The organism is Nocardia vinacea NBRC 16497, assembly GCF_000308835.1.
GTDB lineage: Bacteria > Actinomycetota > Actinomycetes > Mycobacteriales > Mycobacteriaceae > Nocardia > Nocardia vinacea.
Window position 1 is genome coordinate 1 of sequence record NZ_BAGN01000072.1, and the last position, 13,711, is coordinate 13,711.

Here is a 13,711-nt window from a genome sequence, read left to right on the forward strand (position 1 = left end):
GGATCCGCCGCTGCCGACGACTGCGGCGCCGCGGCCTCCGATCGCACCCCAACCCGCCGCGCTCGAGCTCACCCCCACGGCCATCGGGCTCGGTGGCGATGTCACCGCGGCCGGATCCGGGTGCGATCCGCAGTCGCAGGTCAGCTTGCTGGTCGGGGAGACGCCGGTGGGTAATGCTGTCGCAGGGGCGGACGGTGGCTTCCGGGCACCGCTGGCGCTGACGTCGATCGAAGTCGGGCGATACGAGGTGACGGCACGCTGCGGTCGCACGCTCACCGCGCCGCTGGATGTGGTGTTGGTCAGCCGGGTCAGCTCCGCCACGTCGACATTGACGGTGATTCTGTTCTTCTTGTTGATCGGTGCCTGGTTCTACGGGCATCGGCTCGTCTCGCACCTACCCGCGCGGAGGGAACCATGATGCGAGCCCGCATCTCGGCGGCGACGCGAATTATCCTGCTGCCCAGTGTGTTCGCCCTCGTGCTCGTCGGGTTGTTCGCGGCGCCGGTCGCGGCCAAGCCGCAGGGCGTCGACATGTCGGCGACCATCGACGATCACGATATCGCCGACACCTCCGCCACCGAACCGCTACGGCTGCAACCGAACAGCACCATCCGGGTGGCTATCGCGTTGACCAACAACAGCGATGGGGCATTGCATATTCGGCGGGTCGATCTGGCCGGGCATGTGCTCGGGCTGACGTTCTTCTCGTACTCGACTGCCGTCGAATTGATCATCGCACCGGGAAGAGCCGAGGCGCTGAAGTATCGGCTCGATCTGACCGGACTCGAGGGGCAGGCGACCGGACTGATCGTCGCGGATTTGGCGGTGATCGGCGAGGACGGCGCACCGATCGCCTCGATACCGCTGGACACCGATGTGCGCGGCTCGTTGTATTCGGTATACGGGCTGTTCGGGATCGCGCTGGCGGTGCTGACCGCGCTCGCCATCGCCGATGCGGCGCTGGCGATTGCCCGGCACCGGCTGTCCACCAACCGGTGGCAGCGCGGGTTGCGGTTACTCGCGCCGGGTATCGGCATCGGATTGATATTCGGGTTCACCGCGTCGGTGTTGCGGTGGTGGGTTCCGGATACCGGATTGTGGCTCGCGGTTGCCGGTGTGGCGGCTTCGGTCGGTTTTCTGCTCGGATACTGTTCGCCGACACCGGAAGTCGAGGATCTCGCGCCGACCGAGGAGTTCGACGAAACCGCCGATGTGGAAACCGTGCGCCTCCCGGATGGGGCGACATCTTGACATCTGATACCGGCCGATTGCGGGCCGTGCTGCCCGCATATGACATCGGTGCTCAGGTCGGCAGGGGCGGATGCGGTGTGGTGCTCGCTGGTACGCATCGTCGGTTGGGGCGACCGGTTGCCATCAAGCAGATTCCACCGCAGTTCGCGCACGACGAGCAGGTGCGGCGCCGGTTCGTCGCCGAGGCGCGCTTGCTTGCGGCCATCGATCATCCGCATGTGGTGCGGGTTTTCGACTACATCGAGGCCGATGAGCTGTGCCTGTTGGTTATGGAGTATCTGCCCGGCGGGACCGTTGGCAGTCGGTTCGCGACCGAGGGATTCGACGCGGCTACCGCGGTCGCGGTCGGGCTGGCCTGCGCCGCGGGGTTGGAAGCGGCACACCGCCACAAGATTCTGCACCGCGACGTCAAGCCGTCGAATCTCATGTTCGGTACCGGCGGTGCGATAAAGCTGACCGATTTCGGGATCGCCAAGATCGTCGGTGGCGATGAGACATTGGTGACCAGGACCGGTGAGATCATCGGGACCCCGGCCTATATCGCGCCGGAACAGGCACGCGGACAGCCGCTTTCGCCCGCCACCGATGTCTACGCGCTGGCGACCATGCTGTATCAGCTGCTGTCCGGAGTGCTGCCGTTTCCGCCGAACGAAGACCATCTGGCAACACTTTTCGCACACGCCTTCGGTCACCCGATACCGCTCATCGAGGTCGCCCCCGGCGTGCCGGAGCCGATCGCCGATGTGGTGATGCGCGGCCTCGCAACCGATCCCGCCGATCGTTTCGATACCGCCGAACTCTTCGGGATCGCTCTCGCCGAACTCGCCGCCTTGTGCTGGGGTGGCGATTGGCTTACGCCCGTGGGCATTCCGGTCATCGGTGCGGACACCATTGTCGCCGCCGCGACCGGGAGTAGCCGCGCCGCCGGGCGATCCGGTATTCAGACGCCGAGAGCACAAGGCGGGCCGGCCGCTGTCACGCAGCGGACAGGCGTGCCGCCCACGGGTTTCGAACCCCGCGCGCCGGCGACCGCCGACCCCACCCTGCCTCCGACCGGCGCCGCATCGCCACGGCCTGGGCTGTCCGCTGCGGTGCCACCGGCTTCGTCGGCTCCGACCGAGATCTCGCTGACGCCGCGACCGGATGGTTCGGATTCGGCTCCAGGTGGGCCGATATCGCCGGTGCCACCAGCGCACGGTGACGTCACGGGTGGTTTCGAGCAATTCGGGGCGGCACCGTCCATGCCGAGAGATACGCCACCGGGACCACCTTCGTATGGAGCGGGTCCAGGGTCGCAGGAGTATGGCAAGTCGGCGCGAGCGGTGCCGCCGTCGTTCGGGAGTCCGGAGACTGGTGGGATCGGGCAGTCGGCGGCGCCGCCCTTCCGGCCGCCGATGGTTCGGGTGCGTCCGGTGCAAGGGTTGCAGGACAACGGTGTTCGGTTGGCTGATGTCGATCGTCGGGATCTGGTGCCGATCCGCGATGTCGTCACTTTTGCCTCGCCGTGGCCGTTGTTCTTGGTGGGTGCGTTGCTTGCGGTGGCTGCTTGTGCGGTTGCGGTGATCGGGATGGGTGCGCCGACCGCCGGAGGGGATCTGGTACCGGGCACTGTCACCCTCGCCGGTGTTGATCCGACGGGGCCGAATCCGATCGAAGTCGATCTGTCGGAGCCGATTCCATTGCAAGTCAACGGAATTGATGTCGACTCCGCGGTGCTCACGGTTGAGGTATTCGGCGTGCGGTTGGGTGGGGATCCGGTGCGGCTGCAGCCTGGCGGCGTGGCCGACCTGCCCGATCCGGTCAACTCACATGTGCTTGCCGGAAACCTCGACGGCGAGCTCACGCTCCTGCGCAGTGGAAGCGAAATCGCCACGCAGCGGATCGAATTCCGCACCACCCAGAGTCCGACACGCACCGCTGCGACGGCCGTAATCGTCGTCCTCGTCCTGTTCGCCGTCGCCTACCTGGAGTCCAACACGCGCACCTTACGCCGCGGCCACGGTGGCCTCGCCAACATCATCGGCCTGTCCGTGAGTTCGGTCATCCTGTCCGCCGCCGTTGCCGGTGGCGCCTGGATTCTCCGCGACACTCCGCCCACCAGCACCACCCTCGCCGTCGCCGCCGTACTCGCCGCCGGAGCCGGGGTCGCCGCCGCACTGGGCGCACGACGAATCGGCAAGCGACACCTCTTCCTTCGCCGCGCACGACGCGGCAACCGTTGATGGCGGTAGCCCAGGCACAATCACCGCTGACCGAGCCAGTTGCCGAATGGGCCTACGCAGACTTGTGCGCGGTGAGCTATGTGAACGTCGGCAGGCTCAACGAATCGGCCTCACCACTCAGAAGCGGCGGCGTTTGCTCGTGGCCTCGGTTGGGTGTTTCGGGTGGGCCTCGGTCCGGTAGGTGAGGATGCGTTGGCCTATGCGGAGGCTCCAACCGGGGTGTAGTTCGGTGGGAGTGGTGCCGATGCGGGTCCATTCGTCGGCGCCGGGGGCGGCGATGAAAGTGCCTGCGGGGGTTGCGGCGTCGCGGACGTAGACCTTGCCGCGGTCGACCGAGACGTAGGCGTGCACCCGCGAGACGTGGCGGTCGCGCGGGACCGCCAGGGGCGTCGCAGTGGCCGCACGCACCGTCTCGTCGATCATCGGGCTGCGGCCGACAACGTACGGTCGGTCCAGCGGAAACGCGGAGCCATCCGCGAGAACCAGCGCGCCGACGGGCTGCCCCGCCCCCGAGTCTTCTGGGTTTTTCGCGCTGCCAACCGGTCGCAATGGCCGCGGTCGTACCCCCTGCAACGCCGGAATCTTGTGCAGTGCAATCGGTTCCGGCCGCGCTGCCACTCCCGACCGCGTTCCGGCTGCCTCCTCGCGTTCCCGGGCGGACATGGCCTGAGTACTGATCTCCTCCGGCGCGCCTCCCTGCCCGGATCCACCGGAGAGTTTCGAACCACTCGGCCGCGCCTCCGATGATGCTGCCCCCGGCCGGGCAGCGGCCGTCGATCCGGCGGGCCCGGCTTTATCGCTCGCCTCGCCGAATCCCACGGCCTGCGCGGCCGATCGTTGCGGGGACTGGTCAGAGTCCGTCGATCCGGTGGGGCTTGCCTTTTCGGTTGGTTCGTCGTAGTCGGCATCGGATTTCTGCGCGCGCCGGCCGGAGTGCGTCGATCCTGCGGGGCGCGTCTTCCCGGCGGACGGATCGGCTTCGGCTGACCGCGCGGCGGGTTTCTGTAGTGATCCAGTTGGGCGGGCGGATCCAGCGGCGTGCTCGAAGCCGGTGGATCCAGTGGCTTGCGCTGTGCCGGTGGGCTGGTCAGTTGTGTTGGGTCGGGCGGAATTTCCGGTCGACGCCGAATCTGGTCGCTGCCCCTGCGCGGCGGAATGTTGCGTTGATTCGGATGAGCGCACGGACTCGGCGGTTTGCGATGAGGCACGGGGCTGAGCCGATGTGGCTGGTCGCGGCGACCCTGCCAGCTGTCTCTGGGCGGCGGACCGTGCAACGGAGCGTTGCGTCGATTCGGATGAGCGCACGGACTCGGCGGCTTGCGCTGCGGCGCTGAGCTGGGCAGATCTGGCGGGTCGGGGCGTGCCGACGCGTTGACCGGTCGGGCTGGGCTCGGATTTCGCGGTCGGCTCGCGCAGGGCTTCCAATCCGGCCGGAGCGGTGGGGGGAGGCTCGGCGGTGGGGGTGCCGGTGATGTGGGCTCGGGTGGCTGCGGATTTTCCGGTTCGGCGGGCGGCTATGCGCAGGACGAAGCCGCTGCCGGGGACAATCCCGGCGCGCAGGTCGGTGCGTGGGAGTTCGTGTATCGGGAAGGCGGTATCGGCGCCAACCGTGATCCGGCGCACCGGTTCCCGCACGATTTCGTCTACCCAGGTGAACGCGCGGGCTCCGGAGAGTCGCCGGGTTCCCTCCGCGCCTTGGATCTCCGCACTGACCTGCCCGCGCAGCAGAATGACGGTGCCGTCCGCCGTCGGTGCGATGACGCCGAACGGTGGCGGTTCGGAATTGCCGCCGAAAACAACCGCGGCCAGCCGCTGCGCGATCGCCGCCCCGGGATAGCGCGTATCGGCCGCGGCCTCGATCGCACCGAGTATCCGGTCCGTGGAAGGGGTTTCGCCCGCGAGATACACGACAACCGCACCGAAGCGTGCGATCAGACCCTCGCCAGGCGCAATCCCCACCGTCGACGCGTCATTCCGCACTCGCGCCTCCTTCCCGGACCACTACCGGCGTCCAGCATAGAGCCTGCCGAACACCCGCCCCCGGCCCTCGACGAACCACGAGCGCGCACGCGCAATGATCTTTATCCGCTCCGATCGACGAAGTGTCGTGCATCACTCGATGCCGCGAATCCAAGGGCCCTTCACACAAGGGCTGCCCGCTGCCAGCTAGCGGCGCGTTGATGCTGGCGACCGATGACCTAGGCGCACGAAGTGATCCACGTGCCTGGATCGTGGGATCGATCTGCTGTGCACGACCAGCTGGGGAGGGTCAGCCGGTGAACTCGGATGCATGGTCTTCGAGCCAGGTGGTGAAGGGCCGGGCGGGATGGCCTGTGAGGGTGTTGACGGTGTCGGTGATCGGGGTGGGGACGCCGTCGCAGCGGCGCCAGTAGCCGAGGAGCCCGTCGGCGTAGTGGGCGGGAATGAGTTCGGCCACCTCCTGTTTCCATGCTTGGGGGGTGACGTGGGCGATGGTCGCGGTGCGGCCGGTGACCTTGGTCATGAGGTCGATCTGCGCGGTGAACGTCAACGTCTGCGGACCGGTGAGGGTATGGAAACCACCACGGTGATCCGGTTTCGTGAGCAGCGCATGGGCGCACTCGGCGACGTCGAGTTCGTGGATCGGATCGGCGTAGGCATTGGGGTAGGGGAGGCTGACCGGGCGGTCGGCCTTGATCGCGGACGACCAGCCGCGTGCATTGCCCGCGAAAGCGCCGGGACGCAGCACGGAGACCGTCATCGGTGCGTCGGCGAGTCCGAGCTCGGCATCGAGGTGGGACTTCGCGACCGGATTGGTGGTCGCATCCGGATCGAGCACCGCGGACGAGGACAGCAACACGATGTGATCGACCCCGGCTTCGGCTGCCGCGGAAACGAATTCGGTGCTGCACTCGGGTTCGGCATACAGGAACACCGAGGTGACGCCGTCGAGCGCGGCTGCGAAGGTGCCTGGGTCCCGCAGGTCGCACGCGACGGCGGACACTCCCGGGGGAAGCCGCTCAGGGCTTCGGGAGCCGACGCGGACGGGATAGCCGTCGGCGCGCAGCAGGGATAAGAGATTGGTGGCGACCGCGCCGCGGCCTCCGGTAATGAGAATCATGAGAAGTCCTTGGTGGGTGGTGATTCAGTGCTGCTGGTCGGCCTGAGCGTGGCGCGGTAGCAGTCGCACCAGTGCCAGGCTGATCAGCGTGATGGGGCGACGATCGCGAGGCTGACCGTCGGTACGTGCGCCTCACCCGAGCCGACCGTGTGGAAGTACACCGTCGTGATGGGGGCTGCGTCGGCGAGTTGCGCGGATGAACCATATGAAACGAACGGTGTTCGTGTCAAACGGTGTTCGTCGAGGCGTATGCTCCGGGATATGAGCGCCACACCCGTCAGCCGCCGGGCCCGTCCCGCGAAGGCACCCCTCAGTCGTGACGTCATCATCGAAACCGGTCTGCGCATCCTCGACCGCGACGGCTTGGCCGCCCTCACTATGCGACGCGTCGCACAGGACCTCGATACCGGTGCGGCCTCGCTCTACGTCTACGTCGCCAACCGCGACGACCTGATGGCCGCCATGCTCGACCAAGTGCTCGGTACGGTGCCCGAGCCGACCGGCGACACCTGGCGCGACCGCCTCACGACACTGGTCGAGACGACCGTGGACGCGATGTCCAAACACGAGGGACTCGCACTGGTCGCGCTCGGCTCGATCCCGACGAGCCCGAACGCCCTGCTGATCGTGGAGCGGTTACTTGCCCTGCTCGCCGAGGGGGGAGTGGACCCGCAGACCAATTCCTGGGCCGTCGACCTGATCTACCTGCACATATCCGCGCAGGCCGTGGAGCAGAGCGCGTACAACACCAAGGACACCAACGAGCAGGACTACATCGCCGAGGTCGCCCAGCACTTCGCCGAATTACCCGCCGACCGGTATCCGACGCTCGTGGCCATGCGCGAACAGATGCTGGCGGGCGGCGGCGACGATCGATCCCGCTGGGCGCTGCGTGCGCTGGTCAACGGCATCCTGGCGACTCCGGTCGAATGAATGCCGTGGGAGAATCACCCATGCGGATGATTCGACCGGCGGTCGAGGACGACCTGCCGACCCTGCAAGATATCGAGCGTGTGGCGGGCAAACCATTCGCCGACATCGGCATGATGGCCGTTGCCGATGACGATCCGCCGTCACTGGATACGCTCCGGGAATTCCAGCGGGCGGGCCGCGCCTGGATCTATCCCGATGACGCCGGCCGCCCGATCGGCTATCTGATCCTCGGAGTCGTCGACGGTAACGCCCACATCGACCAGGTCTCGGTGGATCCGGATCATGCGGGCAAGCGGATCGGCAAACGGCTTATCGACCATGCCGTGCGCTGGGCGAAAGCCCAAGGGATGCAGGCGATCACGCTGACCACCTTCATCGATGTGGCCTGGAACGGGCCGTACTACGAACGCCTCGGCTTCCGCTTCCTGACCCCCGCCGAGGAGACCGCGGAACTACGCGAAATTCGAGCCGCCGAGGCCGCGCACGGCCTCGACCTCTGGCCGCGCGCCGCCATGCGAGCCGAACTCGACGCCTGGCAACTGGACTGACGGAGCTAATGCTGCCGTGCGAAGGCGGCCTCCGCTGCGGGCAGTGCCGCCGCGCGGTCCTCGGGGACGAGTCCGATCCGGGTGCGACGGTCCAACAGATCGTCGGTGTCGAGGGCGCCTTCGTGGGTGATCGCGAAGGCGAATTCGGCTGCTGTGACGTCGATTCCTGGTGCGACCTGGTCGGCGAGAGCAGGGCTGCGGTCGACTAGTCGGAGTACGGACGCGGATTCGCTGCCGTAGCGCTCGACCAGCACGGTCGGCGCGGTGATGCGGTCGCGAGCGGCGCCGGAGACCGCGCCCACCAACGGAAGTCGCCTGGTTCGGCACGGCCCAGCGGTGAGGTCGGCGTGCGCGACCGCCGCATCGACGGCATCCTCGGCCATCTGGCGGTAGGTGGTGAGTTTGCCGCCGACAATGGTGATGACGCCGGTGGGTGAGCGCAGGACCGCATGGCGCCGGGAGATGTCGGCGGTGCTGTTATCGGCCGTCCTCAGCAGCGGGCGCAGTCCGGCGTAGGTGCCGCGAATATCACTGCGGATCAATGGCTTCCGGAGTGCGGTGTTGATGGTGTCGAGCAGGAAATCGATTTCGGCTTCGGTGGGCTTCGGTTCGTCGGGGACCGGGCCGGGGGCGTCCTCATCGGTGAGACCGACGTAGACCCGGCCGTGCGCGGCGGGGAAGGCAAAGACGAAACGGCTGGTGCTTCCGGGTACCGGAACGGTCAGCGAGGCGGTCAGACCGCCGAATGATTCGGCATCGAAGACCAGGTGGGTGCCGCGACTCGGACGGAGTTCGATGCTCGGGTCGACTTGGTCGGCCCAGACGCCGGTGGCATTGATGACGGTGCGCGTCCTGATGGACATGGTGTCGCCGGTCAGGGTGTCACGCAGGGAGGCCGAATCTCCGGTCACGTCGAGGGCTTCCACGCGGGTAAGGACCGTCGCGCCCTGTGCGGCCGCAGTACGAGCCAGCGCCACTACCAGCCGCGCGTCGTCCACCAGCTGTCCATCCCAGGCCTGCAGGCCGCCGCGCAACCCGTCGCGACGCACGGTCGGCGCCAACCGCAGCGCTTCGGCGGTGGCGACCCGACGCGAACGCGGCAGTGTCGCAGGCGAAGTGCCGGCACTGCGGCGCAGCACATCCCCGGCGATGAAGCCCGCGCGAATCAAAGTCCGTTGTGCAATTCCGATTTCCGGAAGCAGCGGTACCAGTTGCGGCAGGGGACGAACGAGATGCGGTGCGGTGGTGGTGATCAGAATCCCACGTTCGACCGCACTTTCGTGTGCGATGCCGACCTGCCCGCTGGCCAGATATCGGAGTCCGCCGTGCACCAGCTTCGAACTCCACCGGCTCGTGCCGAACGCCAGATCGTGCCGCTCCACCAGCACGGTTCGCAGTCCGCGCGCGGCGGCATCGAGCGCCGCACCGGCACCGGTCACGCCGCCGCCGATCACCAGCACATCGATTTCGCCGCCGTCGCCGAGCAACTGCAGCTCACGGTTGCGACGTCCGGCATTCAGCGCGGAATCGCCGTGGAGATCAGCCGAATTCGCAGTCATTACAATCCTTTTCGATGGCGTACGGATGGCCGGTGCCGAGGTATTCGGTCATCGCGATGGGCTTTGTCATCGCGTCTGCTCGACGGGAGCCAGGTAGCCGTCGATCGCACGGGTCAGTTCGGTATCCAGCGCCGCCCCGGCCAGCAACGGCGCGACCGTACCGGCCGACTGCACCGCCGACTGCGCGATGAGCAGCAGCATTGTCGCCATCTCTTCCGGATCACCCGCGCGAATCGTGCCGTCCAGGTGGCCTTCCCGGATACTGGCACTGAACAGCTCGATCAGCGCGCGCTGGTTGCGGCCGAGGCGGCCGAAGACATAGGTCAGCATCAGATCGGTATCGGCGCGGAAGATCTTGCCGAACAACGGATTCGAGCGAATCGTCGCCGCGCCCGCGACAACGCCCTCGACCAGTCGGGTGCGCGCATCGCCCTCGGCCGGCATGGCGTCGGCGACGATCGCGCGCAGTTCGCGCACCAACAGTTCGGCCACCAGCGATCCGGTATCGGGCCAGCGCCGGTAGACGGTCGGCCTGCTGACACCGGCGCGGCGGGCCACCTCGGTGAGCGTGGTGCGGCGCACCCCGAACTCCTCCACACAGGCCCTGGCCGCGTCGAGGATCGCGAGATCGGTCGCCGAGAGCGCGTCGTCGGGGGTGGACGCTGCGGAGGTCATCGAGTATCACCACCGGGTGTCGGCGGCACCGAAGTGCCGGGAAACGAGTGCCTATTCGTTACTGCTTGACAGTATATGTCAAACTGTAACGCATGGTCGAGACGCAGCAGCACACCGACGAAATCGGATCGTCCGCGACCGGGGCGCCCGCCGCAAACCCGGGCGCGTCGACGCACGCGGCGAGTATGGTTTGGGACGCCTGGGGCATCCCCGCCGGACACAAGCCGCTTTCGGCTTCGATTCGGAACCTGTTGACGCAGGTATTCGGAGTGTCCGGTGACCCGGTGGCGCGCCGCGATGAGGGCGATGTGCCGCTACGCGAGTCGACGCTGACGCCGACTCAATGGGACGGGTTGGTCGCGGTGGTCGGCGTGGGCAGCATTTCGGTCGACCACCACGATCGTCTACTGCATGCGGGCGGTAAGAGCACTCCCGACCTGCTGCGCCGTCGCGGCGCTGGTCCGCAGGACGCCCCCGATGCCGTCGTCTTCCCCGCCGATCACGAGCAGGTGCTCGCGGTGCTCTGTTACTGCGCCGACAATGCCATCGCGGTCGTCCCCTTCGGTGGCGGCACCAGCGTGGTGGGCGGCGTCGATCCGGTCCGCGGTCGCTTCGACACCGTCATCGCGCTGGATCTGCGCCGCCTGGACGGTATCTCGGAGATCGACCCGGTCAGCGGCACCGCCACCCTCGGCGCGGGACTCACCGGTCCCAAGGCCGAGGAACTGCTTGCCGCCCATGGACTTTCGCTCGGCCATTTCCCGCAGAGCTTCGAATTCGCCAGCATCGGCGGATTCGCCGCCACCCGCTCCTCCGGTCAGGCATCGGCGGGCTACGGCCGCTTCGACGACATGGTCCAGCGCCTCGAGATCGCAACACCCAGCGGCACCATCGAACTCGGCCGCGCACCCGCCTCCGCCGCGGGGCCGGACCTACGTGAACTGTTCGTCGGGTCGGAGGGAGCGCTCGGCGTGATCACCGGGGTCACGCTGCGAGTGCATCCGGCGCCGGCGGCCATCGGCTACCAGGCCTGGTCGTTTCCGGACTTCGAAACCGGCGCCGCCGCACTGCGCTCGGTGGTGCAGGCGGGTGCCGCGCCCACGGTGTTGCGGTTGTCCGATGAGGTGGAGACCGGCGTCAACCTGGCGCGCTCCGCCGATATCGGCGGCGAGGCGGTGGCCGGTTGTCTGGTCATCACCACCTTCGAAGGCACCGAGGCGCATGTCGCGGCCCGCAGCGCGGAGGCGGGCGCATTGCTCGCGGCGGCCGGCGGGAATGCGCTGGGACAGACCCCGGCCGAAGAATGGGAGCACGGACGTTTCGCCGCGCCCTATATGCGCGATGCGCTGCTCGATCTCGGCGTGTTGTGCGAGACCCTGGAAACCGCGACCACCTGGTCGAATCTGGCCGAGCTCAAGGCGAAGGTGACCGCGGCACTGACGGATTCGCTCGCCGAGCAGGGCACCCCGCCGCTGGTGATGTGCCACATCTCGCACACCTATCCGACCGGAGCCTCGCTGTATTTCACCGTCATCGCCAAGCAGTTGGACGATCCGATCGCCCAGTGGCACATCGCGAAACGCGCGGTCGGTGACGCGATCGTAGCCGCGGGCGGCACCATAACCCACCATCACGCGGTGGGCACCGACCACCGCCCCTGGATTCCGGGGGAGATCGGCGATCTGGGCGTGCGCGTACTGCGCGCGGTGAAGCGGGAATTGGACCCCGCGGGCATCCTCAACCCTGGAAAGCTGATCCCGTGATACCTGATTCGCGCCCGGTGCGTGCGGTCACCGTGGTGACCAACCCGCAGTCCGGTGTCGGCAGAGGGCACGAGGTGGCCGCGGCCGCGCTCGCGCGCTTCGCCGCACAGGGCGTCGAGGTCACCGAGGTGCGGGCACCTTCGGCCGCCGAATCCGTACGTCAGGTGCGGGATTCGATCACCGGCGGCGCCAAGCCAGACGCGGTGGTCTGCATCGGCGGCGACGGGTTGATGAATGTCGTACTGGAAGCCATCGCGCAGACCGGCGTGCCGCTCGGTCTGATTCCCGCGGGCACCGGCAACGATCTCGCGCGCGAAATCGGCGTGCCCACCGACGACCCCGTCGCGGCCGCGGACCTGATCCTGGGCGGTCGCACCCGCACCATCGACCTCGGCCGCATCGAATCGCCCGCGCCCGGATTCACCCCCAAGTGGTTCGCCACTGTCACCGGCACCGGCTTCGATGCGCGAGTCACCCTGCGCGCCAACGATATGCGCTGGCCCAAGGGGCCGCTGCGCTACACCTTCGCCGCACTGGCCGAGATATCCGGCCGCTTCACCGTGCCGTACCGAATCGAGCTGTCCGGTGTCGTGCCCGGCGCACTCGACAATCCCGACGCCGACACCGTCATCGAAACCGATGCCGTCATGGTGGCCATCGGCAATACCCGCACCTACGGGGGCGGCATGCTGGTCTGCCCGGACGCGGTAATGGACGACGGGCTACTGGATCTGACTGTCGTAGGCGCGGTTTCGCGTCTGGACATGCTCCGCATGCTGCCCGCCCTGTCGTCGGGTAGACGAATCGATCACCCGAAGTCCAAGCAGTATCGCGTCGCCCAGGTGACCCTCACCGCTCCCGGCGCGCCCGCCACCGCCGACGGCGAACCGGCAGGCACCCTCCCCGTCTCCCTCCGCGCGATCCCCGGCGCGCTTGCCGTGCTGGTTCCATGATCGCTACTGGTCAAGCCGCGAAACTGACCCGGCTCATGCGGTCGATGGTGGTCCGGTCGAGGACGACCGTCGAGACGGGTTCGGGCGGTGGTGGACGGCCGGAGTCGACGGCGCGGATGAGGCGATTCCAGCGTCGGCAGTGCAGGGCGAAGGCGATCTTATTGATCCGGCGTCCGCGGGCGTGTTGACCGGTGCGTGCGACATCGGCGGGCACGTCGAGCAGGATCACGTGTAATTCCCGGCCGTAGTGCCTTGCCCAGCGGCCGATCATTCGTCTGGCCCACCCGAAGGTAGCGCAATCATGGATCACCACCGGTCCGGTACCGTCCCGCAGCGCGGCCCGGATTCCGGCGTAATGCGCCACATGCACCACCGGCCGCCACAGCGGATACGGGAGCCGACCGAGCTTGTGCCGCCATCGATTTCGGGAATGGTTCGAATCCAGCACCACCGAGCCCCCGGGACCCCGATGCGGCCCCTCGGCATCGGCCTGCGCGCCGAAGAACAATCGCAACGCCGTACTCTTGCCCGCCCCCGGAATCCCGGCCACGAGCAGTGCAGACCTCGCTGGATACCGCAGTTCCTCGATCGTGCGGCCGCGCAGATCGTGCACGGAATCCGGTGTTACAACCCGGATGTCGGGGAGTCGCGGTTGCGAACCGGGATCGGGCGAATCAAGCGGAGGGTTCACCTCTTCCAGGCTCCCC

11 protein-coding genes and 1 pseudogene are annotated in these 13,711 nt (G+C 67.7%); 7 read left to right on the plus strand and 5 right to left on the minus strand.

Features of this window, described 5'->3' with window-relative positions; genetic code table 11:
* The 3 genes and pseudogenes from ON44_RS48065 to ON44_RS52370 all read left to right on the plus strand — a co-directional run.
* Nucleotides 1–418: pseudogene (locus ON44_RS48065) on the plus strand (hypothetical protein); the annotation flags it as partial.
* On the plus strand, nt 415–1,251 hold the full coding sequence (locus ON44_RS08465; protein WP_085998500.1) for a hypothetical protein: 837 nt from the start codon (nt 415–417) through the stop codon (nt 1,249–1,251). The pseudogene ON44_RS48065 and the gene ON44_RS08465, both read left to right, overlap by 4 nt.
* Nucleotides 1,248–3,473, plus strand: a complete 2,226-nt coding sequence (locus ON44_RS52370) for a serine/threonine-protein kinase (RefSeq protein ID WP_040687704.1) — start codon at nt 1,248–1,250, stop codon at nt 3,471–3,473. Before ON44_RS08465 ends, ON44_RS52370 begins: the two co-directional genes overlap by 4 nt.
* 117 nt (nt 3,474–3,590) lie before the next feature.
* On the opposite strand, the gene ON44_RS08475 is transcribed toward ON44_RS52370, so the two are convergent.
* Nucleotides 3,591–5,453, minus strand: a complete 1,863-nt coding sequence (locus ON44_RS08475) for an FHA domain-containing protein (protein ID WP_157187080.1) — start codon at nt 5,451–5,453, stop codon at nt 3,591–3,593.
* 289 nt (nt 5,454–5,742) lie between these two features.
* A complete protein-coding gene (locus ON44_RS08480) occupies nt 5,743–6,573 on the minus strand; it encodes an SDR family oxidoreductase (RefSeq protein ID WP_040687708.1) in 831 nt (276 codons plus the stop codon).
* A 261-nt stretch (nt 6,574–6,834) separates the two neighbouring features.
* On the opposite strand from ON44_RS08480, the gene ON44_RS08485 reads away from it, so the two are divergent.
* Both ON44_RS08485 and ON44_RS08490 read left to right on the plus strand, forming a co-directional pair.
* A complete protein-coding gene (locus ON44_RS08485; RefSeq protein WP_040687709.1) occupies nt 6,835–7,506 on the plus strand; it encodes a TetR/AcrR family transcriptional regulator in 672 nt (223 codons plus the stop codon).
* 20 nt (nt 7,507–7,526) lie between these two features.
* The gene (locus tag ON44_RS08490; protein ID WP_245567065.1) at nt 7,527–8,054 is read left to right on the plus strand and encodes a GNAT family N-acetyltransferase; all 528 of its coding nucleotides are present in this window, start codon (nt 7,527–7,529) and stop codon (nt 8,052–8,054) included.
* 5 nt (nt 8,055–8,059) lie between these two features.
* Here the strand turns inward: ON44_RS08490 and ON44_RS08495 are convergent, their stop codons facing one another.
* Both ON44_RS08495 and ON44_RS08500 read right to left on the minus strand, forming a co-directional pair.
* Nucleotides 8,060–9,613, minus strand: a complete 1,554-nt coding sequence (locus ON44_RS08495) for a glycerol-3-phosphate dehydrogenase/oxidase (protein ID WP_040687710.1) — start codon at nt 9,611–9,613, stop codon at nt 8,060–8,062.
* Nucleotides 9,614–9,679: 66 nt separating this feature from the next.
* Nucleotides 9,680–10,288, minus strand: coding sequence for a TetR/AcrR family transcriptional regulator (locus tag ON44_RS08500; protein WP_040687711.1), 609 nt, complete (start codon nt 10,286–10,288; stop codon nt 9,680–9,682).
* A 185-nt stretch (nt 10,289–10,473) separates the two neighbouring features.
* On the opposite strand from ON44_RS08500, the gene ON44_RS08505 reads away from it, so the two are divergent.
* Both ON44_RS08505 and ON44_RS08510 read left to right on the plus strand, forming a co-directional pair.
* On the plus strand, nt 10,474–12,051 hold the full coding sequence (locus tag ON44_RS08505; RefSeq protein ID WP_040687797.1) for an FAD-binding oxidoreductase: 1,578 nt from the start codon (nt 10,474–10,476) through the stop codon (nt 12,049–12,051).
* A complete protein-coding gene (locus ON44_RS08510; protein WP_051181752.1) occupies nt 12,048–13,004 on the plus strand; it encodes a YegS/Rv2252/BmrU family lipid kinase in 957 nt (318 codons plus the stop codon). Before ON44_RS08505 ends, ON44_RS08510 begins: the two co-directional genes overlap by 4 nt.
* A 10-nt stretch (nt 13,005–13,014) precedes the next feature.
* On the opposite strand, the gene ON44_RS08515 is transcribed toward ON44_RS08510, so the two are convergent.
* Complete coding sequence (locus tag ON44_RS08515; RefSeq protein ID WP_245567066.1) at nt 13,015–13,695, minus strand: AAA family ATPase; 681 nt, start codon at nt 13,693–13,695, stop codon at nt 13,015–13,017.
* Between the last annotated feature and the right edge of the window lie 16 nt (nt 13,696–13,711).

Coding starts and splice junctions, on each gene's coding strand:
- ON44_RS08465 (WP_085998500.1), top strand. CDS start 415: ATGATGCGAGCCCGCATCTCGGCGGCGACGCGAATTATCCTGCTGCCC.
- ON44_RS08480 (WP_040687708.1), bottom strand. CDS start 6,573: ATGATTCTCATTACCGGAGGCCGCGGCGCGGTCGCCACCAATCTCTTA.
- ON44_RS08485 (WP_040687709.1), top strand. CDS start 6,835: ATGAGCGCCACACCCGTCAGCCGCCGGGCCCGTCCCGCGAAGGCACCC.
- ON44_RS08490 (WP_245567065.1), top strand. CDS start 7,527: ATGCGGATGATTCGACCGGCGGTCGAGGACGACCTGCCGACCCTGCAA.
- ON44_RS08495 (WP_040687710.1), bottom strand. CDS start 9,613: ATGACTGCGAATTCGGCTGATCTCCACGGCGATTCCGCGCTGAATGCC.
- ON44_RS08500 (WP_040687711.1), bottom strand. CDS start 10,288: ATGACCTCCGCAGCGTCCACCCCCGACGACGCGCTCTCGGCGACCGAT.
- ON44_RS08505 (WP_040687797.1), top strand. CDS start 10,474: ATGGTTTGGGACGCCTGGGGCATCCCCGCCGGACACAAGCCGCTTTCG.